Genomic DNA, 22,540 nt, shown 5'->3' with positions numbered 1-22,540 from the left:
GTGGTTGGCGTCCCACCGGGGAGTGCATCCGCGCGGTAGTCCCCAGGTATGACGGGTAGGGGGTCGGGCCGCCGCGGTGATCGCCCTGCGCGCCGCGACGGTGCCCGGGCCGACGGCCGGTACCTACGTGGTGACGGCTGATACGCGGCTACGGCCGATACGCGGTTGATGCACAGCCGAGCGGCTCCGGAGGCCCCGCTCCGCCGGGGCGGAGATCTCCTTCGCCCAAGGTGACGCCGGTGCGCCGATGCGGCGCACCGGTCTCACCGTAGGAGGTCACGATGTCCCCTGCCCCCACCCACCACCGGGCGCGCCGCCGCCGTACCGTGCTCATGGCCATGGCGGCCTCGACGGCGGCGATGGCGACCGTCGCGGCCGGTCCGCCCGGCGGGGCCGGTGCCTCCGCGGGCGACCCGGCCCCCCCGACGCCCGGAGCGCCGGTGACCGGCTGCTGCCGTATCTGGGCAACGGCGGCTACGACGTCCACTCGTACGACGTCGGCTACACCTACCGGCCCGGCACCACGCTGATGGACTCCTCCGTGCGGATCCGGGCCACCGCCACCCAGGCGCTGTCCCGGTTCAGCCTCGACGCGGCCGTGGACGAGATCGAGACGGTCACCGTCCAGGGCGAGCCGGCCCGCTTCGCCGTGGACAAGGCGGGCGAGAAGCTGGACATCACGCCGCGGCAGGCGCTCGGCAAGGGCCGGCCGTTCGAGGTGAACATCGCCTACCGCGTCGACCGGAGCGACAACCGGACCCGGCCCGGCGACCCGACCAGTCCCGCACCACGCCTGACCCCGTGGGTGAACAAGAAGGACGGCTTCGTGGTGTTCGGCCGGCCGGACCGGGCGCATATGTTCTTCCCCGCCAACGACTACCCGACCGACAGGGCCCGGTTCACCTTCCGCGTCACCGCGCCGAAGGACCTCCAAGCCGAGGATCGACCACATACTCGTCCGCGGCGTGGACCCGCGCTCGTCCTGGACGCTGCCCGCCACCGACAGCGATCATCTGCCGGTGGCGGCACGGCTGAAGCTGTGACCCGCCCCGGGAGCACCGCACGGCGGACCCGCACGGCGGGTCAGACGACTACCCCTGGGGTACGTAGAACTCCGTGGTCGCCCGCATCGTCGCGGCCGCGACCTCCGCCGGAGCCCCCGAGGCTTCGTGCGCCGCGCCCCAGGCCGCGCTGGAGCGGGTCATGAACTCCCGCGCCTCGTCCGAGGTCTGCCAGGCCTCCGGGTCGGCGGGCGTCTGCCCCACCAGATGCAGGGCGAGGCCGAGCAGTGCCCCGTCCCAGCCGACGCCGACCGCGCCGGGGCCGAACTGGTCCCACATCTCGGGCGGTACGACGGCGACATGCTCCAGTTCGAAGACGGTCCGATCCTCGCCCTCGGCGCTCAGCCGCACCTCGACCTCGCTGAAGCCGGGGTTCTCGCCGAACAGCCAGCTCACCGCGAGCAGCCGCGGGGGTTCGCAGCGCAGGATCTCGCCGCCCGCGTTGCCCTCCAGCTGGTAGTGGCCGCCGAGCTTCAGGTCGCCGCTCACCGGCAGGAACCAGCGGCTGATCCGCTGCGGATCGGTGCACGCGTCCCATACGTCCTCGATCGCGGCGTCGTAGGTGCGCCGCAGCAGGACGGTACGGGCCTCGCCGTCGGGCACCTGACGGGTGCCGGCCTCGCGGTGGACGTCGTTGATCTGGTCGACGATCTCGCTCATGACTTATGTTTCCTCACCGGTTCGACTGTCGCCGCCACGCTCCTGATCGAGCCGCCGCCGGCGCTTGCCCCGCGCCAGTTCGGTCCCCAGCGCGTCCAGCCGCTGCTCCCAGAAGCCCCGGAACTGGTCCAGCCACCGGTCGACCTCCCGCAGGGGCGCGGCCTCGACGGCGTATAACCGCCGTGTGCCCTCGGCCCGTACGGAGGCGAATCCGCCCTCCCGCAACACCCGCAGATGCTGTGACACGGCGGGCTGCGAGATGCCGAACTCAGACCGGATCACGGTGCTGACCTCGCCGGAGGATCGCTCCCCCGCGGCCAGCAGCTCCAATATCCGGCGCCGAACGGGGTCTCCGAGGACATCGAGTGCGTGCACGCCAGGACTATGACAGTCGCCGCTTATATAAGTCAACGCTTAAGTTCGTGCATGGCCGCCATGGACGGCCGATGATGTGGCCCGCTCGCGGCAGCGCAGGAGGTCAGCGCCTTCTCGACGCCCTTACCGCGCCCGCGCCGCACCGTCGGGTGTCAGCCCTCCAGCGGCTTGCCCAGAAGGTCCGAGGCGGTCTCGACGGGGTCGGCCGCCGCGACCGCGGGCGCCGGGTGACAGGTGAAGCCGAGGCGCGTCATCGCCCGGATCACCTCGCCCGCCGTGAAATCGCGGCGGTCCTGGCGGGTGACCACGGCTCCGACCTGCTTGACCGGGTAGGCACGACGGCCGATCTGGACCGATGGGCCGGTGATCGGCTCCGGGCTGACGCCGCTCATCGCGTCCGTCACCTCGCGCGCGGTCAGGTCGAAGGCGAAATTGGCGATGATGCAGCGCATAGTGCCTCAACGGGGAGAGAAGGGAGCCGGGACGACCAGCGTGTCACACCTCGCAGCGGGATGGCACAGCCCGGCGGCAAAAATCGCTCACGTGGTTCCCGCCGTTCCGAGGTGGCACGTGATAGGGTCCTTACTAGTTGCAGTTTTGGTACCCATGGACTTGTGTGCGCCTGACGATATGTAGCGTCCGGCGCATTTTTTGTTTCCGCCGGTCATTTCCGGATGGGGTCATTTCGGCGACTCGGGGCGCGTTTCCTGCGCGTTCCGGACCGATCCCAGCAAAAAGGAGAATGACATGGCTACTGGCACCGTGAAGTGGTTCAACGCGGAAAAGGGCTTCGGCTTCATCGAGCAGGACGGTGGCGGCGCCGACGTCTTCGCCCACTACTCGAACATCGCCACCCAGGGCTTCCGTGAGCTGCAGGAAGGCCAGAAGGTGACCTTCGACGTCACGCAGGGCCAGAAGGGCCCGCAGGCCGAGAACATCGTTCCCGCCTGATAGCAGCGCCTGTCACGAGCCGGGGCCCGCACCTGAAGGGGTGCGGGCCCCGGCTCGTACGCATTTCCACAGACCACGCCCAGCCGAAAGGCACCGCGTTGACCCGAACCACCCGCTCGCACCGCCGCAAAAAACCCGTCCCCTCCCGTTCCGCCGTCAGTGGGCGCCCCCGCCCATCCGGCGCGGGTGAATTCGCCCTTGCGCCCGGTTCCACCCCGGTGCTGCCCGCCGTCTCCTCCTTCGCCGAGCTCGACATGCCGAAGGAGCTGATCACGGAGCTGACCGAGCAGGGCGTCACCGTGCCGTTCCCCATTCAGGCGGCCACCCTCCCCAACGCACTCGCCGGCCGGGACGTACTGGGCCGTGGCCGGACCGGCTCCGGCAAGACCCTCGCCTTCGGCCTCGCCCTGCTGGCCCGCACCGCCGGGCAGCGCGCGGAGCCCCGCAGCCCCCTCGCACTGGTGCTGGTCCCCACCCGGGAGCTGGCCCAGCAGGTCACCGAGGCGCTCACCCCCTATGCCCGGCGGCTGGGGCTGCGTGCGGCCACGGTGGTCGGCGGCATGTCGATCAACCGCCAGGCCGATGCCCTGCGCAAGGGCGCGGAGGTGGTCATCGCGACCCCCGGGCGCCTCTACGACCTGATCGAACGCGGCGACTGCCGGCTGGACCAGGTGCGCACCACCGTCCTCGACGAGGCCGACCAGATGGCCGACATGGGCTTCCTGCCCCAGGTGACCCGGCTGCTGCGGCAGGTCCCCGCCGACGGCCAGCGCCTGCTGTTCTCCGCGACCCTCGACCATGACATCAGCAAGCTGACGCGCCAGTTCCTCGACGACCCGGCCGTGCACTCGGTCGACCCGTCCGCCGGTGCCGTCACCACGATGGAGCACCACGTCCTGCACATCGCGGACACCGACAAGCGCTCCGTCGTCACCCGGGTGGCCGCCCGGGACGGCCGCGTCATCCTCTTCCTGGACACCAAGCGCGCCGTCGACCGGCTCACCCGGCATCTGCTGACCAGCGGCGTCCGGGCGGCCGCGCTGCACGGCGGCAAGTCCCAGCCGCAGCGCACCCGGACCCTGGACCAGTTCAGGTCCGGCCATGTCACCGCGCTGGTGGCCACGAACGTCGCGGCCCGGGGCATCCATGTGGACGATCTCGATCTGGTCGTCAATGTCGACCCGCCCGCGGACCACAAGGACTATCTGCACCGCGGCGGCCGCACCGCCCGCGCGGGCGGATCCGGCAGCGTCATCACGCTGGTCACCCCGGACCAGCGCCGGGAGATGGGCCGTCTCATGGCCGACGCGGGCATCACCCCGCAGACCGCCCAGGTCCACTCCGCCGACCCCGAACTCACCCGGATCACCGGCGCCCAGGAACCCTCCGGCGTGCCCGTGATCATCAGCGCGCCCCAGCCCCAACCGCAGCGTGCGCGCCGCCCCGGCGCCCCCCGCCGCTCCGGCCGGAGCCGTCGGCCCGGCCGCTAGGCCAGATACGGGGCCCGGGCGTGAGGCCCGATACGGGGGCCCGGGCGGCGGCCGTCCGGGCCGACATCCGGAATTTCGCCATGGTCGCATCACGCCCGACCGGCGGCGGATGTCCCCATTCCCCCGTCGGAGAGGCGACAATGGGCCACATGCCGATACCCAGCTCCGTGCCCAGCCGTGCCGAACTGATCGACCACCTCATCCGTACGCGCATCGCGGGCGATGTCGCCACTCCTCGTGAGAACAACCTCTCCCACTACCGCAAGCTCGCGAACGGCGACCGCCACTACTGGCTCGGCCTGGAACTGGGCGACCGCTGGACCGACGAGCAGGACGTGCTGGCGGTCATGGCGGAGCGGTGCGGCGTGGTGGACGACCCGGAGTACCGCTCGGGACAGGACACGATCGACCCGGAGCTGACGGTCGGCGCGCTGGACCGGATGGCCTCGGTGCTGCGGAAGGCGGCGGAGGCGAACGAGCGGGTGCTGTTCGCCACCGGGCATCCCGGCGGGCTGCTGGAGGTCCACCGGGCCACGGCGGCGGCGCTGCGGGCCGCAGGCTGCGAGATCGTGGAGATCCCGGGCGGGCTGCAGGCGGACGAGGGGTACGTCTTCCAGTTCTGCGATGTGGCGATGCTGGAGCGGGGCGCCACGCTGTGGCACACCCACTCCCCCGCGCCCATGGCGGCGATCCTCGACGGGCTGGCCCACGAGGGGCGGCCGCTGCCCGATCTGGTGGTCGCCGACCACGGCTGGGCGGGCTGCGCGGGCCAACGGGGCATCGACGCGGTCGGCTACGCGGACTGCAACGACCCGGCGCTCTTCCTCGGCGAGTCCGAGGGCACGCTGTCGGTGGTGGTCCCGCTGGACGACCACGTCACCAACCCGCGGTTCTACGACCCGATGACGGCGTACCTGCTGGACGCGGCGGGGCTGTCGGCCCAGTTCTGACGGCGCCGGGCCGCCGCGGCAGACGCCCGGCGGGCCCTGGCCGCCCCCGCGGGCGCCCGGCGGGCCCTGGCTGCCCCGCTCGCGCCCGGCGGACGGCGGATTCCGGCCGTCCCCGCGGACTACCGACGAGCCCGGGCGGCCCCGCCGCCCGCCGCGCTCACTTCTTCGCGCGCGGCACCCGCATGACCCCCTCCTGGATCACCGAGACGGCCAGCCGCCCGTCGGCGGTGAAGATACGGCCCTTGGCCAGACCGCGCCCGCCGGACGCCGAGGGGCTCTCCTGGTCGTACAGCAGCCAGTCGTCCACCCGGAACGGCCGGTGGAACCACATGGCGTGATCCAGGCTGGCCCCGACGATGTCGCCGACCGCCCAGCCGCCGCGCCCATGGGCGAGCAGGATGGAGTCCAGCAGCGTCATATCGGACACATAGGTCGCCAGGCAGACGTGGAGCAGGGGGTGGTCGGCGACGCCGTCCAGTTTGCCGTTGGTCCGGAACCAAACCTGCGACTTGGGTTCGCGCGGCCGTCCGACGCTGCCGAAGGGCGGCTCGTCCACGTACCGCAGATCGATCGAGGCCCGCGCCTGGAGCATCCGCTGGGTCACCCCGGGAGCGAAGAGGTGCTCATAGCGGGGCAGCAGCTCATCGGCGGTGGGCAGGGTGAGCGGGTCCGGTACGTCCGGCATCGGCTCCTGGTGCTCGAGGCCGTCCTCGTAGAGCTGGAAGGAGGCCGAGAGATGGAAGATCGGCTGCCCGTGCTGGACGGCGACCACCCGGCGGGTGGTGAAGGAGTGGCCGTCCCGGATCCGGTCGACGGTGTAGACGATGGGCGCCCCGGGGTCGCCGGGCCGCAGGAAGTACGCGTGCAGCGAATGCGCCGAGCGGTCCTCGGGAACGGTGCGGCCCGCGGCGACCAGGGCCTGGGCGGCGACCTGACCGCCGAAGACCCGCGGTACGAGGGGGGCGGCGTCGCTGGTGCCACGGAAGATGTCCTCCTCGATCTGCTCGAGATCGAGCAGATCGAGAAGGCTCTGAAGTGCGTCATTCATGGTTCAAGCAGTCTTGCAGACCTGGATTGCGGTCCTGTTGCCGCCGCTCATGACGGTCGTCACAGCCCCATCGACTTGGCGACGATGGACCGCATGACCTCGCTGGTGCCGCCGTAGATCCGGTTGACGCGGGTGTCCGCGTACAGCCGGGCTATGGGGTACTCCATCATGTAGCCGTAACCGCCGTGGAGCTGCAGGCACTTGTCGATGACGACGGCGGCGCGCTCGGTGGTGAAGAGCTTGGCGGAGGCGGCGTCGGCGGCGGTCAGCTCACCGGCGTCATGCGCGTCCAGGGCCCGGTCCACGACCGCCTGCATCGCGTCCACCTCGGACTGGCAGTCGGCGAGCACGAACTTGGTGTTCTGGAACGACGCGACCGCCTGACCGAAGACGGTGCGGTCCCGGACGTACTCGGTGGCGAACCGGACGGCCGCCGCGGCCTGTGCGTACGCCCCGACGGCGATGCCCAGGCGCTCCTGCGGCAGATTGTGGGTGAGGTAGCCGAACGCCTTGCCCTCCTCGCCCAGCAGGTCCTCCACCGGCACCTTGACGTCGGTGAAGGAGAGCTCGGCGGTGTCGGAGGTCTTCAGGCCCAGCTTCTCCAGCTTGCGGCCGACCGCGTAGCCCTCGCTCTTGGTGTCGACCACGAGGATGGAGATGCCGCCGCGGCGGTCCTCGGGGGTGGCCGGGGCGGTGCGGGCGCAGACCAGCACCCGGTCGGCCAGGACGCCGCCGGTGATGAACGTCTTGGCGCCGTTGAGGACGTAGTGGGTGCCGTCCTCGGAGAGCTTGGCGGTGGTCTTCATGCCCGCCAGGTCGGAGCCGGTGCCGGGCTCGGTCATGGCGATGGCGGTCATCAGGTCGCCGGTGACGAAGGAGGGCAGCCAGCGCCGCTTCTGCTCCTCGCTGGCGTACTTGAGGAGGTACGGCAGGCACAGCGCGGTGTGGACGCTGCTGCCGCCGAAGCTGACCCCGGCGCGGGCGGTCTCCTCGGTGATGACGGCGTTGAACTTGAAGCTGGTCTCGCCCGCCCCGCCGTACTCCTCGGGCACCTCGATGCCGAAGACACCCAGCTCGCCGAGCTTCTTGTAGAAGTCGCGCGGGGCCTGGCCGGCCTCCCGCCACTGGTCGTAGTACGGCACGACCTCGGCCGCGATGAAGTCGCGGATGGTCTCCCGGAACGCCTCGTGGTCCTCGTTGAACACCGTGCGGCGCATTGGCGCGGCCCTCCTTACGGCTGAGCCGCCGCCGCTGCGCGGACCGGCCGACCGCCGTCGTGATTCCTCAACTGGTAGCTTGGCGACACTCACCTAAGCGCTTGCTCAGTGAAAGCTACCCGCGAGTCACCAGGACTGTCCAGCCCCCCTCTCAGGGGGCTCGGTTCGCCTCCGGGGCGCCTCAGCCGCTGTCGACGACTCGACCGCGCTCGGTCCTCCACGCGGCGGCAGCCGCATATCGATCACAGCCTCAGGACCTGCGCGCGCTCTCCTTGTCGACAGCGGCGCGCCCCTTCGGCTCACTCGCCCGGCCGTCCGCACCGTGGGCACCGCCGAACGCGCCGAGGGCCAGCCGGTGCAGCAGGGCGGCGGTGGCCGCGCGCCCCGGGAGGGCGCCGGGGCGGCCGAGGTGGGGCGTGGAGTTGAGCAGTCCGAAGACGGCGTGGACACACGCGCGGGCCTCGGCCTCCGCGAGCCGGGGGTAGACCTCGCGCACCACCTCGACCCACAGCTCCACGTACTGCCGCTGGAGCGAGCGCACCAGCTTGCGGTCGGTGTCCCGCAGCCGGTCCAGCTCGCGGTCGTGGAGGATGATCAGCGGGCGGTCGTCGAGGGCGAAGTCGATATGGCCCTCGATCAGCGAGTCCAGCACCTCGGCGGGGGCGAGCCCGGCCCCCTCCCCCTCGGCGGTGCGCCGCTTGCCACCCGTCAGCAGCCGGCCGCTGATGCCGACCAGCAGCTCGGCGAGCATCGCCTCCTTGCCGGGGAAGTGGCGGTAGAGACCGGGGCCGCTGATGCCGACCGCGGCGCCTATCTCATCGACGCCGACCCCATGGAAGCCGCGCTCGGCGAAGAGGCGGGCGGCCTCCCTGAGGATCTGCTCGCGGCGGGTCGGGGCGGCTGCTTGCGTGCTCATGAAATCGATTCTAGACAGCCGGGTTAGTGGTCGTTAACCTGGTGGTAACTAGTTAACGTTCACTAACGGTACCGAGCGAGGGGGCTCGCAGCCATGGAGCAGGCACCGGCGCTGCACAGCGGCGCCGACCCGGCGTCCGACGCCTGGAAGGCCAATGAGGCAGCGCACCGCGAGCTGGCCGCGCGGCTGCGCGAGAAGCTGGCCGTGGCGCGGCTGGGCGGCGGGGAGAGGGCGCGGGCGCGGCACACCGCGCGCGGCAAGCTGCTGCCGCGCGACCGGGTGGACACACTGCTGGATCCGGGCTCCCCGTTCCTGGAGCTGGCCCCGCTCGCCGCCGAGGGGATGTACGAGGGCCAGGCCCCGGCGGCGGGGGTGATCGCCGGGATCGGCCGGGTGTCCGGCCGTGAGGTGGTCGTGGTCGCCAATGACGCCACCGTCAAGGGCGGCACGTACTACCCGATGACGGTGAAGAAGCATCTGCGCGCCCAGGAGGTCGCGCTGGAGAACCACCTGCCGTGCGTCTATCTGGTCGACTCCGGCGGTGCCTTCCTCCCCATGCAGGACGAGGTCTTCCCCGACCGCGACCACTTCGGGAGGATCTTCTACAACCAGGCGCGGCTGTCCGGCTCCGGGATCCCGCAGGTCGCCGCGGTGATGGGGTCCTGCACGGCGGGCGGGGCGTATGTCCCGGCGATGAGCGACGAGGCCGTGATCGTGCGCGGGCAGGGCACGATCTTCCTGGGCGGGCCGCCGCTGGTGAAGGCGGCCACCGGTGAGGTCGTCTCGGCGGAGGAGCTGGGCGGCGGGGAGGTCCACTCCCGGGTCTCGGGCGTGACCGACCATCTGGCGGAGGACGACGCCCACGCGCTGCGGATCGTCCGCTCCATCGTCGCCACCCTGCCGCCGTCCGCGATGCGCCAGGGGTCGCCGCCGTGGGCGCTGGAGCCCTCCCAGGAGCCCGCGGTCGACCCGGCGGGGCTCTACGGGGCGGTGCCGGTCGACTCCCGCACGCCGTACGACGTGCGGGAGGTCATCGCGCGGCTGGTGGACGGCTCGCGGTTCGCCGAGTTCAAGTCCGAGTTCGGCACCACGCTGGTCACGGGCTTCGCGCGGATCATGGGCCACCCGGTGGGCATCGTCGCCAACAACGGCATCCTGTTCTCCGAATCGGCCCAGAAGGGCGCCCATTTCATCGAGCTGTGCGACCAGCGCGGCATCCCCCTGGTCTTCCTGCAGAACATCTCGGGATTCATGGTGGGCCGCAGCTATGAGGCGGGCGGTATCGCCAAGCACGGCGCCAAGATGGTCACCGCCGTGGCCTGCACCCGCGTCCCCAAGCTGACGGTCGTGATCGGCGGTTCCTACGGCGCGGGCAATTACTCGATGTGCGGCCGCGCCTATTCGCCGCGCTTCCTGTGGATGTGGCCCAACGCCAAGATCTCCGTGATGGGCGGTGAGCAGGCCGCCTCCGTGCTCGCCACCGTCAAGCGCGACCAGATGGAGGCGCGCGGGGAGGAGTGGAGCGCCGAGGAGGAGGAGACGTTCCGGGCCCCGGTCCGCGAGCAGTACGAGGCGCAGGGAAACGCGTATTACGCCACCGCCCGGCTGTGGGACGACGGCGTGATCGACCCCCTGGAGACCCGCACGGTGCTCGGCCTCGCCCTTACGGCCTGCGCCAACGCACCGCTGCCCGGCCGTACGGCCACCGAGCCCGCGGCGCCCGGCTACGGCGTCTTCCGGATGTGAGGGGGATGCACCAGATGAGTCCGAAGAGCCCGATGAGCTCGGCGAGTGGTCGGCGTGCGGCGAGCCCGTCGCCCGCGATGTTCGACACCGTGCTGGTGGCCAACCGCGGTGAGATCGCCGTGCGCGTCATCCGCACCCTGCGGCGGCTGGGCGTGCGCTCGGTCGCCGTCTACAGCGACGCGGACGCCGACGCCCGCCATGTGCGCGAGGCGGACACGGCGGTGCGGATCGGCCCCGCCCCCGCCGCGGAGAGCTATCTGTCCATCGAGCGGCTGCTGGACGCCGCGGCGCGCACCGGCGCCCAGGCCGTCCACCCCGGCTACGGCTTCCTCGCGGAGAACGGGGCGTTCGCCCGCGCCTGCGCCGACGCGGGCCTGGCCTTCATCGGGCCGCCCGCCGAAGCCATCGAGCTGATGGGCGACAAGATCCGCGCCAAGGAGACCGTGCACACGGCCGGGGTGCCGGTGGTGCCGGGCTCCTCGGGCAGCGGGCTGACGGACGACCAGCTCACCGCCGCCGCCCGGGAGATCGGGATGCCGGTGCTGCTGAAGCCCTCGGCGGGCGGCGGCGGCAAGGGCATGCGGCTGGTCCGCGACGAGGCGCTGCTGGCCGACGAGATCGCGGCCGCCCGGCGCGAGGCGCGCGGAGCGTTCGGCGATGACACGCTGCTGGTGGAGCGCTGGATCGACCGGCCCCGGCATATCGAGATCCAGGTGCTGGCGGACGGCCAGGGGCACGTCGTGCACCTCGGGGAGCGCGAGTGCTCGTTGCAGCGCCGCCATCAGAAGATCATCGAGGAGGCGCCCAGTCCGCTGCTGGACGAGGCCACCCGGGCCCGGATGGGCGAGGCCGCGGTGGCGGCGGCGCGGTCGTGCGGCTATGTGGGCGCGGGCACGGTCGAGTTCATCGTGCCGGGCGACGATCCGTCCGCGTACTGCTTCATGGAGATGAACACCCGCCTCCAGGTGGAGCATCCGGTCACCGAGCTGACGGCCTCGGTCGGCGGGCAGGCCGGGCTGGACCTGGTGGAGTGGCAGCTGCGGGTCGCGGCGGGCGAGCCGCTGCCGTTCGGGCAGGACGAGATCGGCTTCAGCGGCCACGCGGTGGAGGCCCGTATCTGCGCCGAGACCGCCCGCGCGGCGGCCGACGGCCGGGTGGACTTCCTGCCGTCCGCCGGCACCGTGCTGGCGCTGGACGAGCCGGAGGGCGAGGGGGTGCGGGTCGACTCCGGGCTGAGCGCGGGCACCGAGGTCGGCACGGTCTACGACCCGATGCTCGCCAAGGTCATCGCCCACGGCCCCGACCGCCCCACCGCCCTGCGCCGGCTGCGCGCCGCCCTCGGCTCGCTGACCGTCCTGGGTGTGGACACCAACACCGGCTTCCTGCGCCGGCTGGCCGCCCACCCCTCGGTCACCTCGGGCGAGCTCGACACGGGCCTGGTCGACCGCGCGGCGGCCTCGCTGATCCCGCCGGCCATACCGGAGGAGATCTACGCGGCGGCGGCCTTGCTGCGCCAGGCGGCGCTGGAGCCCGCCGCTCCGCGTGGTGGCGGATCCGTTGGGCGCCCGGAGCCCGGCGGCTCCGGCCCCGGCGGCCCGGCCCCGGACGTTTGGGTCGATCCGTTCTCGGTGCCCACCGGCTGGCGCCTCGGCGGCGCACCCGCCTGGACGGTCCACCGCCTCCGCGTGGCGGGCCACCCCCCGGTGACGGTCCGCGTCCGCGGCCGCGCCCACGACGCGGAGGTGCGCATCGAGCACCAGGACGGCGGCGCCCCGGCGGCCCCCGCCACCGGCTGGACCGGCGAGCCGCAGGGTGCGGCGGCCGAGGCCGCCCAGCCCATGGGCGCGAGCGAGGGCGGCGCGGCGGCCCTGGTCACCCGGACCAGCCCCAATTCCACCGTCACCGGCGCCAGTGCGCGCATCCCGGAAGCAGAGGCGGACGAGCGGGCCGCCGCCCACCACCCGGCAGCGGACCGCCGCCCCGGCGGGGCGCACGCGGCAGCGGGCACGGCCCCGCGCGTGGCGGACCCGCGCCCGGCGGCCGACACGGACGCGGGCACCACCACTCCGGCCCCCGCAGACGCGGGCGCCGGCACCACCACCGCTCCGGCCAGCGCGGCGGCGGACGCCGCATGGCGCCCCACCGCCGACGCGGGCGTCACGGTGCGGGCACGGCTCATCGCCCTCGACGAGGGCACCGTGCTGCTGGACCTCGGCGGCGTCACCCACCGCTTCCGCCATGCCGCGCACGGCGCGAGCCACTGGCTGGGGCGGGACGGCGACACCTGGCGCGTGGTCGGGCACGACCCCGTGGAGGAGGCGCTGCGCGGAGGCGCCTCCGCCGCCCACGCCGGGGAGCTGACCGCGCCCATGCCCGGCACCGTCACCGTCGTGAAGGCGGCCGTCGGCGACGAGGTCACCGCGGGTCAGGGCCTGCTGGTGGTCGAGGCGATGAAGATGGAGCACCTCATCTCCGCCCCGCACGACGGCACCGTCACCGAGCTCGATGTGACCCCCGGCAGCACGGTCGCCATGGACCAGCTGCTGGCCGTCGTCACCCCGCACGAGAGCGAGGAGCGTGAGTGATGACCCTCCCCATGACCGTCCCGGCCCCCGGGCTGCCCACCCGGGTCCGGATCCATGAGGTGGGCCCGCGGGACGGGCTGCAGAACGAGAAGGCGCTGGTCCCGGTGGCCCTCAAGGCCGAGTTCATCCGGCGGCTCGCCGAGGCCGGTCTCGACACCATCGAGGCCACCAGCTTCGTCCATCCCAAGTGGGTGCCCCAGCTGGCGGACGCCGAGGAGCTGATGCCGCTGATCGACGACGTGGCCGCCCGGCTCCCCGTGCTCGTGCCCAATGAGCGCGGGCTCGACCGCGCCCTCGCGCTGGGCGCGCGCGAGATCGCCGTCTTCGCCAGCGCCACGGAGTCCTTCGCCAAGGCCAATCTCAACCGCACGGTGGCCGGCGCGCTGGAGATGTTCGAGCCGGTCGTCGCCAAGGCCGAGGACGCGGGCGTGGCCGTGCGCGGCTATCTGTCGATGTGCTTCGGCGACCCGTGGGAGGGTCAGGTCCCGATCTCCCAGACCGTCTCGGTCAGCCGCCGCCTGCTGGACATGGGATGCGACGAGATCAGCCTCGGCGACACCATCGGCGTGGCCACCCCCGGCCATGTGCGGGAGCTGCTGGCCACGCTCAACGAGGCGGGCGTCACCAACGACCGGCTGGCCGTGCACTTCCACGACACCTACGGCCAGGCACTGGCCAACACCCTCGCCGCGCTCGAGCACGGCGTGACCACCGTCGACGCCTCCGCCGGTGGCCTCGGCGGCTGCCCCTACGCCAAGAGCGCCACCGGCAATCTCGCCACCGAAGACCTCGTGTGGATGCTCGACGGCCTCGGCATCGAGACCGGGGTCGACATCGGCCGTCTCACCGCCACCAGCGTGTGGATGGCCCGGCATCTGGGCCGGCCCAGCCCGTCCCGCACCGTCCGCGCCCTCTCCCAGAAGGAGACCTGAGCCATGCCGATCGACCACCGACTCTCGCCCGAACACGAGGAACTGCGCCGCACCGTCGAGGCGTTCGCGCATGATGTGGTCGCCCCCAAGATCGGGGAGTACTGGGAGCACCATGAGTTCCCGTACGAGATCGTCCGCGAGATGGGCCGGATGGGCCTGTTCGGCCTGCCCTTCCCGGAGGAGTACGGCGGTATGGGCGGGGACTACTTCGCGCTCTGCCTCGCCCTGGAGGAGCTGGCCCGGGTGGACTCCTCGGTGGCGATCACCCTGGAGGCGGGCGTCTCGCTCGGCGCGATGCCGATCTTCCTCTATGGCACCGAGGAGCAGAAGCGCACTTGGCTGCCGGGGCTCTGCTCCGGGGAGACCCTGGGCGCGTTCGGCCTGACCGAGCCCGGCGGCGGCTCGGACGCGGGCGCCACCCGCACCACGGCCCGGCTGGACGAGGCCACCGGCGAGTGGGTGATCAACGGCACCAAGTGCTTCATCACCAACTCCGGTACGGACATCACCGCGCTGGTCACCGTCACCGCCGTCACCGGCCGCAAGGAGGACGGCCGCCCCGAGATCTCCTCGATCATCGTGCCGTCCGGCACCCCCGGCTTCACCGTGGCCGCCCCCTACTCCAAGGTGGGGTGGAACGCGTCGGACACCCGCGAGCTGTCCTTCGCCGACTGCCGGGTCCCGGCCGCGAATCTGCTGGGCGCCGAGGCCCGGGGCTACGCCCAGTTCCTGCGGATACTGGACGAGGGCCGGATCGCGATCTCCGCCCTGGCCACCGGGCTCGCCCAGGGCTGTGTGGACGAGTCGGTGGCGTACGCCAGGACCCGCGAGGCGTTCGGCCGCCCCATCGGCGCCAACCAGGCCATCCAGTTCAAGCTGGCCGATATGGAGATGCGCGCCCATATGGCCCGGGTGGCCTGGCGGGACGCGGCCTCCCGCCTCGTCCTCGGCGAGCCGTTCAAGAAGGAGGCGTCGATCGCGAAGCTCTACTCCTCCGAGATCGCGGTGGACAACGCCCGTGAGGCCACCCAGATCCACGGTGGCTACGGCTTTATGAACGAGTATCCGGTGGCCCGGATGTGGCGCGACTCCAAGATCCTGGAGATCGGCGAGGGCACCAGCGAGGTCCAGCGGATGCTGATCGCGCGGGAGCTGGGCTTCGCGAGCTGAGCCACCACGGAGTGGGTCCCGGGGACAGCGCCCCCGGGACCCACTTCCCGGCACCGGCACCGGCACCGGCCGGCATCACGGCCGTGCCGGAAGAGGCTCAGCTCGTGGGCCAGGGGATCTGCGGGGAGTGGTAGTAGGTGATGCCCATGGCGTCCCAGCGGGGGCCCTGTGCCGCCACCCGCACCCGGTAGCTCTCCCAGTCATGTGCGCTCGCGGGCGACCAGCCGAGTTCGGCGATGCCGGGGAGGCGGGGGAAGGCCATGTACTCGATGTGCGCGCTGGTCTCGAGGGTCTCCGTCCACAGCGGCGCCTCGACACCGAGCACCGAGGACGCCGGGGCGTCCTTGATGTAGGTGCCCGGGTCCCAGTCGTAGGACTGCTTGGCCTCGACGTACCCGGCCCAGTTCTGCCCCAGCGGCGTGTTGGCGTCGTACTTCATGTCCAGATAGGCCCGGTTGGCCGGTGAGAGGATCAGCTGGGTGCCCGCCTTGGCCGCGTCCGCGACCTCCTTCTCGCTCCCGTCCGTCCCCCAGTACTGGGCGATCGCGCCCTTCGCGGGATGCGCACCGGTCAGCTGATGCCAGCCGATCGCCGTCTTGCCGTACTTGGCGACCACCGGCTGCACCCGGTCCATGAAGGCCACATAGTCCTCATGGCTGGTGGAGTGGGCCTCGTCCCCGCCGATGTGGAGGTAGGGGCCGGGGGTGAGCGCGGCGAGCTCGCGGATGACGTCGTCCACGAAGTCGTACGTCACGTCCTTCGGCACGCACAGCGAGCTGAAACCGACCTCGGTGCCGGTGTAGAGCGGCGGGGCGACGCCGTCGCAGTTGAGCTCCGCGTAGGAGGCGAGCGCCGCGTTGGTGTGGCCCGGCATGTCGATCTCGGGGACGACGGTCAGCTCACGGCTGGCCGCGTAGCTCACGATCTCGCGGTAGTCGTCCTTGGTGTAGTAGCCGCCGGGGCCGCCGCCGACCTGGGTGGAGCCGCCGTGCGTGGCCAGCCGCGGCCAGGAGTCGATCGCGATCCGCCACCCCTGGTCGTCCGAGAGATGCAGATGCAGCATGTTGATCTTGTAGAGGGCCAGCTGGTCGATATAGCGCTTGACCTGGTCCACGCCGAAGAAGTGCCGGGAGACATCGAGCATCGCGCCCCGCCAGGCATAGCGCGGCTCATCGGTGATGGTGCCGGCCGCGATCCGCCAGGGGCCCGTCTGCCGGTGGGTGCGCTCGATGGACGCGGGCAGCAGCTGCCGCAGCGTCTGGACGCCGTGGAACAGCCCCGCGGAGGCGCGCGCGGTGACGGTGATCCCGCGGCCGGTCACCTCCAGCCGGTATCCCTCCGCGCCCAGCTTCGACACCGCGGCGGCCTTGGGCGTCAGCCGCAGCCGGATGCCGTCGCCGCCCGCCCGCGCGGTGACGGGCAGCCGGTAGCCGGTGGCGGGGCGCAGCACCGTCGCGAGGTAGTCGGCCACCCGGCGCCCCGAGCGCGCCGAGCCGTCGGAGCCGGAGACCCGGATGGGGGTGCCGGAGCGGATCGCGTACGAGCCCGCCGCGGGCCGTACGGACGCGGGCGCGGGCACGACCCGGTCCAGGGGGGTGGGGGCGGCCGCGGCGTCCAGGGCCGAGGAAGAGGAGGAAGCCGGAGCGGCGGAGGCGGAGGAGGCCGCGGTCCCCGCTCCGGCCACCACGGTCAGCAGGAGGGAACACAGAAGTCGGGCACGACGTCGTCTCACAGGGAGTCCCTTCAACGCAACGTGGCATCTTGGGTACCGCGACGCCCAGTTGCGGTCAAGGTGTAGACCAATGTGTCGCTGTGGGCCTGTCAGAATTCCCCGCATGGCGGAAATCACCCAGCGCGATGGCGCCTGGAGCTTTGACGGGGAAGCGATCCGGATCGTCCCGGGGCGGGACCGCAGCGTGCACGCCGTACGGCAGGCGCTCGGCGAACTGACCGTCCCCCTAGTGGCCTTGGCCGGTGTCGCCTATGAGCCGGGGCGCAAGTCGGGCCGACTGCGGCTGCGGCTGCGCGAGGGGGCGGACCCGCTGCTGCAGACCACCGGCGGCAAGCTGCCGGACGCCGCCGATCCGTATCAGCTCTCGGTGGAACCGGAGCGCAGGGATCTCGCCGAGTATCTGGTCGACGAGGTCCGCCAGGGCCTGGCCCTGGATCAGGTGCCGTCCGGTCCCTGCGACCGCTATGTGCTGCCCGGCCCCTCGGTGCCCGTCTCGGCCTCGGCGGGCGACGCCACGGCCTCGTTCGACGGTGAGCGGATCCGGCTGGACTGGAACTGGAAGACCGAGGAGTCGAAGAAGTCCGGCGGCCCCCGCACGATCCTCCTGCCGGACCTGGAGCTGGTGGAGTGGGTCCCGGCGGCCGGGCTGGAGAACGGCTACCTCCGCTTCGTCGTGGCGAAGGCCACGGCCACGGCGGCGCCCAAGTACGACCCGCATGCCGTGGTGCTGTACGGCTTCAAGAAGGATCCGCTGATGGCGCTGGTCGCGGCGGCCGTCGTCGCGCGGATGCCGCATCCGGGCGCCCCGGCGAAGTCGCTCCCCGCCCGGCCGCCCGCCCCCGAACCGCCCGCGGACACCCCGCCCACCGGGGGCGACGAGGGTGACGTGGATCACGACGTTCTGCTGCGACGGCTGCGCGAACTCGGCGATCTTCACCAGAGCGGGACCCTCACCGAGGCGGAGTTCACCACCGCCAAACAGGCCGTGCTCCGCCGCTTTTCCGGCCCCTGAGGCACGGCTTTCCCGGCCCCTGAGGCACGGTTTTCCCGTCACCGAGCCCCCTTTTTTTCCGTCATCGAGCCCCATTTTTCCGTCACTGAGGCCCACCCTTGCCCGATATCGGGCAGGAATGTTGCGAAACACCGCGCTGCATCGCAGTATCAACGGATGCTCGACCGCCGTATGTCCCACGATGACCTGATCGACCACCTGGTTCGCAGTACGCCGCTCAGCCGCGGCGAGGCGGGCCGGGTGGTGCTGGACGTACTGGCGTACTTCGACGAGACGACGGAGGAGTTCGTCCGGCGCCGCCACCGCGAACTGCAGTCCGGTGGGCTGACCAACGCGGACATCTTCGAGCGGATCACGGCCGAGCTGCCGTACCGCGCGGTGGCTCCGCCCGAACTCTCGCTGCGCCAGCTGCGCCGCATCGTCTACGGCTGACGGCGCCGGTCCACGGCGCCGGTCCACGGCATCGGACACGGCACCGGTCCACGATGGCGGCCGCCACCGCCGGACACGAGCACGAGCATGTACGAGCGATCAATGGGAGGGCCTGAACACCATGTGCGGAATCGTCGGATACATCGGCAAGCGCGATGTGGCACAGCTGCTGCTGGAGGGGCTGCAGCGCCTGGAGTACCGCGGCTATGACTCCGCGGGCATCGCCATCCAGGGCAAGCCCGCCAAGGGCGCCCAGAGCGCCGGGCTGAAGACCGCCAAGGCCAAGGGCCGGGTCCGCGAGCTGGAGGCCAGGCTTCCCAAGCGGTTCGCGGGCACCACCGGAATCGCCCACACCCGCTGGGCCACCCATGGCGCGCCCAATGACACCAACGCGCATCCGCATCTGGACGCGGACGGCAAGGTCGCCGTCGTCCACAACGGCATCATCGACAACGCCGCCGATCTGCGCGCCAAGCTGGCCGCCGACGGCGTCGAGCTGGCCTCCGACACCGACTCCGAGGCGCTCGCCCATCTCATCGGCCGCTCCCAGGCGCCCACCCTGGAGGAGAAGGTCCGCCACGCGCTCTCGATGGTCGAGGGCACCTACGGCATCGCCGTGCTGCACGCCGACTTCCCGGACCGCATCGTCGTCGCCCGCAACGGCTCGCCGGTGGTGCTGGGCATCGGCGAGAAGGAGATGTTCGTCGCCTCCGACGTCGCCGCGCTGGTCAGCCACACCCGCCAGGTGGTCACCCTGGACGACGGCGAGATGGCCACCCTCAAGGCCGACGACTACCGCACCTACACCACCGAGGGCAGCCGCACCGCCCCCTCCCCCACCACCGTGGAGTGGGAGGCCGAGTCGTACGACATGGGCGGCCACGACACCTATATGCACAAGGAGATCCACGAGCAGGTCGACGCCGTGGACCGGGTGCTGCGCGGCCGGATCGACGACCGCTTCTCCACCGTCCGGCTGGGCGGGCTCAACCTGGACGCCCGCGAGGCGCGCGGGGTGCGCCGGGTCAAGATCCTCGGCTGTGGTTCGGCGTACCACACGGGCCTGATCGGGGCCCAGCTGATCGAGGAGCTGGCCCGGATCCCGGCGGACGCGGAGCCCGCGAGCGAGTTCCGCTACCGCAACCCGGTCGTGGACCCGGACACCCTCTACATCGCGGTCAGCCAGTCCGGCGAGACCTACGACACGCTGGCGGCCGTCCAGGAGCTCAAGCGCAAGGGCGCCCGGGTGCTGGGCGTCGTCAACGTCGTGGGCAGCGCCATCGCCCGGGAGACCGACGGCGGGGTGTACGTCCACGCGGGCCCGGAGGTGTGCGTCGTCTCCACCAAGTGCTTCACCAACACCGCCGTCGCCTTCGCGCTGCTCGCCCTCCACCTGGGCCGGATCCGCGATCTCTCGGTCGCCGACGGCAAGCGGATCATCGCCGGGCTGCGCAAGCTGCCCGAGCAGATCGCCGAGGTGCTGCGCGGCGAGGAAGAGATCAAAAAGCTCGCCGCGGAATATGCGAACGCAAAGAGCATGATGTTCGTCGGGCGGGTCCGTGGCTACCCGGTGGCGCGCGAGGCGTCCCTGAAGCTGAAGGAGGTCTCCTACGTCCACGCCGAGGCGTACCCGGCCTCCGAGCTCAAGCACGGGCCGCTGGCGCTGATCGAGCCCGAGGTGCCGACCGTGGCGGTCCTGCCGGATGACGACCTGCTGGAGAAGAACCGCGCGACGCTGGAGGAGATCAAGGCCCGCAGCGGCCGGATCCTGGCCGTCGCCCACCGGGAGCAGGAGAAGGCGGACCACACGATCGTGGTACCCCGCAACGAGGTGGAACTCGACCCGATCCTCATGGGCATCCCGCTCCAACTCCTCGCCTATCACACGGCGCTGGCGCTCGGCCGGGACATCGACAAGCCCCGCAACCTCGCCAAGTCGGTGACGGTCGAGTAGCCCCGCACCCCCGCGCGACCTGGGCGAATCCTCCGCGAATCGCTCCGCGAGCCCCTTGGCGGTCCCCCGCGTGTGCCACCACGCACGCGGGGGCCGCCTCCCCTTCGCCGGCGTCGCCCTTTACGCCGGCGGCTGGCCGACGCGCGGGAACCGTCACTTCCCGCGCGTCGGCACGATCGAACGTTTTGTACCCCTCACAAACGCACAATCCACCTCTACGCGCGGGTAGGTTTGTCCGTTGTCAAGATGAACTTGACGCCATCTCACCTGCGGTCAAGGGGAGTTGAGGGTGTCCGGTTCCGGGCGTCTGGGCCAAGGCATGCCGACGGCAGAGGTTTTGGGCTGAACAACCGCGCTTGACGAACGGGCGCCGGAGCCACGGCGCGCAAGGGCGCGGGGACTTGAGGGACCTCGAGGACCTCGAGGGGCCGGGAAGGCCCGCAGAAGCCGCTCAGGGGCGCTCGGGGGCCTGTTGAGCGCCTGGAGCGCCTGGAGCACTCTGAGGCGCCAGAAGACACCCGGTGACACTCAGGAGATGCCCAGCGGACACCCAGAGGATGCCCGGCGGACGACAGGAGACGCCCAGCGAATGCCCGGCGGACGTCAGGTGAGAACAAGGGAATGCCCGGCGGGCGTCAGTCGACGCCCAGCCGGCGCTCAGGGGATGACGATGACGGGCCGCTGCGCCCGCCGGGCGAGCCGCCCCGCGACCGAGCCGAAGATCCGCCCCACCAGCCCGTGCGTGGAGCCCACCACAATGGCGTCGGCCGCGTACTCCCGGCCGACCTCCTCCAGCTCATGACAGATGTCCCCGCCTCGTTCGACGAGGATCCAGGGCACCTCGGAGAGATGATCGGCGCAGGCCAACTCGAGCCCCAGCACTTCGGTGCGGTGATCGGGGACATCGACGAAGACCGGCGGCTCACAGCCCGCCCACACCGTCGTCGGCAGCCGGTTGGCCACGTGGACGATGATCAGCCCTGAGCCTGAGCGCCGGGCCATGCCGATGGCGTAGGCGAGAGCGCGTTCGCTCGACGTGGAGCCGTCGAATCCCACCACAACACCGTGCTGGAACGCTGGATCGCAGGAATGACGTGTTTCTTCCGCCGCTTCGGGGGTCGCCATGTGATCGGCGACCCGCTTGCGGTCCGCGGGTTCGGGGATTTCGTGACCGGCCATCGGTGTCTCGGCGAAGGATGTCCTCGTGCGGAGGGATCGGCGGGGGCTCAGGTTGGGGGTCGTCGGGGGACTTGAGCTCCGCTGGAGCTCGGGGACGATCTCGAGGGGTCGAAATCCGTCCGGGATTCATCTTTCCAAGCCCTTACCCCCAAGGGTACGGCGGCATTCACCACCTGCCCAGAGGCAGCCACGGGAGCGGAGCCGCCCGAAGCGTTCCCCGGAGCATGCCGGAGGGCGGCCCGTAACGCAATGCCCCAAGTGGTCCCCGCCACGCCCGGTCCCCGGCCCGTCACCCGGCCCGTCCGGACCGCCGTGGCACGCCGCCCGGCGGCCCGGCAGTGACCTGGGGGCGGGCCGGGCGTTGTAGTAGCGGCAGCCGGTACGGCGGCCCCGGCCCGCCCCGCTCACCTGCCCGGATCCCCGGCCCGCCGCCCCTCCCCACCCCCGCGCGGAGCGCCCTGCCGACATCTCGCCGGCCGCTCGAGAGGAGCCTTGCCCGTGTCCGTCGCCCGCGAGTACGACGCCCCCGGCGGCATCCCCGGCGACACGGCCGGGACACCCGGACGGCCCCATATTCCAAGCCCCGCTCGAGCCCCGGTCCAGCCCACCGCTAGCGACGCGGTGAGCGAGGTGATCCGCTGGGCGGCCTTCAGCTGCGCCGTGGTCCCCATCGTCCTGCTCATGTGCGGATTACCCTTCGGCGGCGCCCTGGGGGCCGGTGCGGGCCTCGCCGCCGTGACCGCCGCCAGCCGCGCGCTGCTGCGCCATTCCGAACGCACCGCGGCCCGGCTGGACGCGGACGGCGCCAGCCCGCACCGGGGCCGCCACGGCCGTACGGGCATCGGCGCGCACCGGGGCGGCCGCCGCGTCTGAGGACGCGCGAGGACCCCGACGCCGGGAACGCGGTCCGTAGCGCTCCGCACACTCAGCGCTGATGGAGCGGCGCTGGAGCGTCGCTCGAGCCCCGAGGATGTACGAGCCGGCCGTACGCCGGTCGCATGACGCATCCGTACGCATGCGCCCGCTTGTTTTAAGCCAACTTCGGGCCACACTTCTTCCCTTGGCAAACGCCGTGCTCAACACCCGTCCGGCCAGCGTGGAAAGGGGTCCGCGGGGCACGTACCCCCTAC

General features: G+C 71.9%; 20 protein-coding genes. 12 read left to right on the top strand and 8 right to left on the bottom strand.

Annotated elements, in window-relative coordinates; all coding sequences use genetic code 11:
• Positions 1-247: 247 nt before the first annotated feature.
• A complete protein-coding gene (locus J8403_RS44615) occupies positions 248-1,207 on the top strand; it encodes a gluzincin family metallopeptidase (RefSeq protein ID WP_343245311.1) in 960 nt (319 codons plus the stop codon).
• Here J8403_RS44615 and J8403_RS27320 read toward each other — a convergent pair.
• The 3 genes from J8403_RS27320 to J8403_RS27310 form a co-directional block, all read right to left on the bottom strand.
• Positions 1,092-1,721, bottom strand: a complete 630-nt coding sequence (locus J8403_RS27320; protein ID WP_211125475.1) for an SRPBCC family protein — start codon at positions 1,719-1,721, stop codon at positions 1,092-1,094. The two genes, J8403_RS44615 and J8403_RS27320, sit on opposite strands and share 116 nt — an antisense overlap.
• A gap of 3 nt (positions 1,722-1,724) precedes the next feature.
• Positions 1,725-2,096 (bottom strand): ArsR/SmtB family transcription factor, encoded by a 372-nt coding sequence (locus J8403_RS27315; protein ID WP_211125474.1) that lies wholly within the window; start codon positions 2,094-2,096, stop codon positions 1,725-1,727.
• Positions 2,097-2,248: 152 nt separating this feature from the next.
• Positions 2,249-2,548 (bottom strand): SCO5918 family protein, encoded by a 300-nt coding sequence (locus J8403_RS27310; RefSeq protein ID WP_211125473.1) that lies wholly within the window; start codon positions 2,546-2,548, stop codon positions 2,249-2,251.
• Between the two features lie 295 nt (positions 2,549-2,843).
• On the opposite strand from J8403_RS27310, the gene J8403_RS27305 reads away from it, so the two are divergent.
• The 3 genes from J8403_RS27305 (at position 2,844) to J8403_RS27295 (ending at position 5,487) form a co-directional block, all read left to right on the top strand.
• Complete coding sequence (locus J8403_RS27305; protein ID WP_010986199.1) at positions 2,844-3,047, top strand: cold-shock protein; 204 nt, start codon at positions 2,844-2,846, stop codon at positions 3,045-3,047.
• 98 nt (positions 3,048-3,145) lie between these two features.
• Positions 3,146-4,537 (top strand): DEAD/DEAH box helicase, encoded by a 1,392-nt coding sequence (locus J8403_RS27300; RefSeq protein WP_211125472.1) that lies wholly within the window; start codon positions 3,146-3,148, stop codon positions 4,535-4,537.
• 140 nt (positions 4,538-4,677) lie between these two features.
• Positions 4,678-5,487, top strand: a complete 810-nt coding sequence (locus J8403_RS27295; protein WP_425519835.1) for a phosphatase — start codon at positions 4,678-4,680, stop codon at positions 5,485-5,487.
• A 157-nt stretch (positions 5,488-5,644) separates the two neighbouring features.
• On the opposite strand, the gene J8403_RS27290 is transcribed toward J8403_RS27295, so the two are convergent.
• From J8403_RS27290 to J8403_RS27280, 3 genes are all read right to left on the bottom strand, one after another.
• The gene (locus J8403_RS27290) at positions 5,645-6,535 is read right to left on the bottom strand and encodes an acyl-CoA thioesterase (RefSeq protein ID WP_211125470.1); all 891 of its coding nucleotides are present in this window, start codon (positions 6,533-6,535) and stop codon (positions 5,645-5,647) included.
• 59 nt (positions 6,536-6,594) lie between these two features.
• Complete coding sequence (locus tag J8403_RS27285; RefSeq protein WP_211125469.1) at positions 6,595-7,752, bottom strand: acyl-CoA dehydrogenase family protein; 1,158 nt, start codon at positions 7,750-7,752, stop codon at positions 6,595-6,597.
• A gap of 250 nt (positions 7,753-8,002) precedes the next feature.
• Positions 8,003-8,668 (bottom strand): SACE_7040 family transcriptional regulator, encoded by a 666-nt coding sequence (locus tag J8403_RS27280; RefSeq protein ID WP_211125468.1) that lies wholly within the window; start codon positions 8,666-8,668, stop codon positions 8,003-8,005.
• Between the two features lie 93 nt (positions 8,669-8,761).
• Between J8403_RS27280 and J8403_RS27275 the strand changes: the two genes are divergently transcribed.
• The 4 genes from J8403_RS27275 to J8403_RS27255 all read left to right on the top strand — a co-directional run bounded on the left by J8403_RS27275 (position 8,762) and on the right by J8403_RS27255 (position 15,101).
• Positions 8,762-10,414 carry a carboxyl transferase domain-containing protein gene (locus J8403_RS27275; RefSeq protein WP_211125467.1) on the top strand — a complete coding sequence of 551 codons (1,653 nt, stop codon included), beginning with the start codon at positions 8,762-8,764 and terminating at the stop codon, positions 10,412-10,414.
• 77 nt (positions 10,415-10,491) lie between these two features.
• A complete protein-coding gene (locus tag J8403_RS27270; protein ID WP_246586381.1) occupies positions 10,492-12,999 on the top strand; it encodes an ATP-binding protein in 2,508 nt (835 codons plus the stop codon).
• The gene (locus J8403_RS27260; RefSeq protein WP_211125466.1) at positions 12,999-13,931 is read left to right on the top strand and encodes a hydroxymethylglutaryl-CoA lyase; all 933 of its coding nucleotides are present in this window, start codon (positions 12,999-13,001) and stop codon (positions 13,929-13,931) included. Before J8403_RS27270 ends, J8403_RS27260 begins: the two co-directional genes overlap by 1 nt.
• Before the next feature lie 3 nt (positions 13,932-13,934).
• A complete protein-coding gene (locus tag J8403_RS27255) occupies positions 13,935-15,101 on the top strand; it encodes an acyl-CoA dehydrogenase family protein (protein ID WP_174887363.1) in 1,167 nt (388 codons plus the stop codon).
• Between the two features lie 97 nt (positions 15,102-15,198).
• On the opposite strand, the gene J8403_RS27250 is transcribed toward J8403_RS27255, so the two are convergent.
• Positions 15,199-16,833 (bottom strand): beta-N-acetylhexosaminidase, encoded by a 1,635-nt coding sequence (locus J8403_RS27250; RefSeq protein ID WP_211125465.1) that lies wholly within the window; start codon positions 16,831-16,833, stop codon positions 15,199-15,201.
• Between the two features lie 103 nt (positions 16,834-16,936).
• On the opposite strand from J8403_RS27250, the gene J8403_RS27245 reads away from it, so the two are divergent.
• The 3 genes from J8403_RS27245 to glmS all read left to right on the top strand — a co-directional run bounded on the left by J8403_RS27245 (position 16,937) and on the right by glmS (position 20,231).
• The gene (locus tag J8403_RS27245; protein WP_211125464.1) at positions 16,937-17,845 is read left to right on the top strand and encodes a DUF4429 domain-containing protein; all 909 of its coding nucleotides are present in this window, start codon (positions 16,937-16,939) and stop codon (positions 17,843-17,845) included.
• Between the two features lie 156 nt (positions 17,846-18,001).
• Positions 18,002-18,277: a hypothetical protein gene (locus tag J8403_RS27240; protein ID WP_037953108.1), complete on the top strand. Its 276-nt coding sequence runs from the start codon at positions 18,002-18,004 to the stop codon at positions 18,275-18,277.
• 121 nt (positions 18,278-18,398) lie between these two features.
• Positions 18,399-20,231: a glutamine--fructose-6-phosphate transaminase (isomerizing) gene (gene glmS, locus J8403_RS27235; protein ID WP_211125463.1), complete on the top strand. Its 1,833-nt coding sequence runs from the start codon at positions 18,399-18,401 to the stop codon at positions 20,229-20,231.
• A 657-nt stretch (positions 20,232-20,888) separates the two neighbouring features.
• Here glmS and J8403_RS27230 read toward each other — a convergent pair.
• Positions 20,889-21,410, bottom strand: a complete 522-nt coding sequence (locus J8403_RS27230; RefSeq protein WP_093462001.1) for a universal stress protein — start codon at positions 21,408-21,410, stop codon at positions 20,889-20,891.
• Positions 21,411-22,031: 621 nt separating this feature from the next.
• On the opposite strand from J8403_RS27230, the gene J8403_RS27225 reads away from it, so the two are divergent.
• Positions 22,032-22,283, top strand: a complete 252-nt coding sequence (locus J8403_RS27225; protein WP_343245310.1) for a hypothetical protein — start codon at positions 22,032-22,034, stop codon at positions 22,281-22,283.
• The last annotated feature ends 257 nt before the right edge of the window (positions 22,284-22,540 follow it).

This window comes from Streptomyces yatensis, from assembly GCF_018069625.1.
Classification (GTDB): domain Bacteria; phylum Actinomycetota; class Actinomycetes; order Streptomycetales; family Streptomycetaceae; genus Streptomyces; species Streptomyces yatensis.
This window is presented reverse-complemented; position numbering and strand designations above follow the sequence as displayed.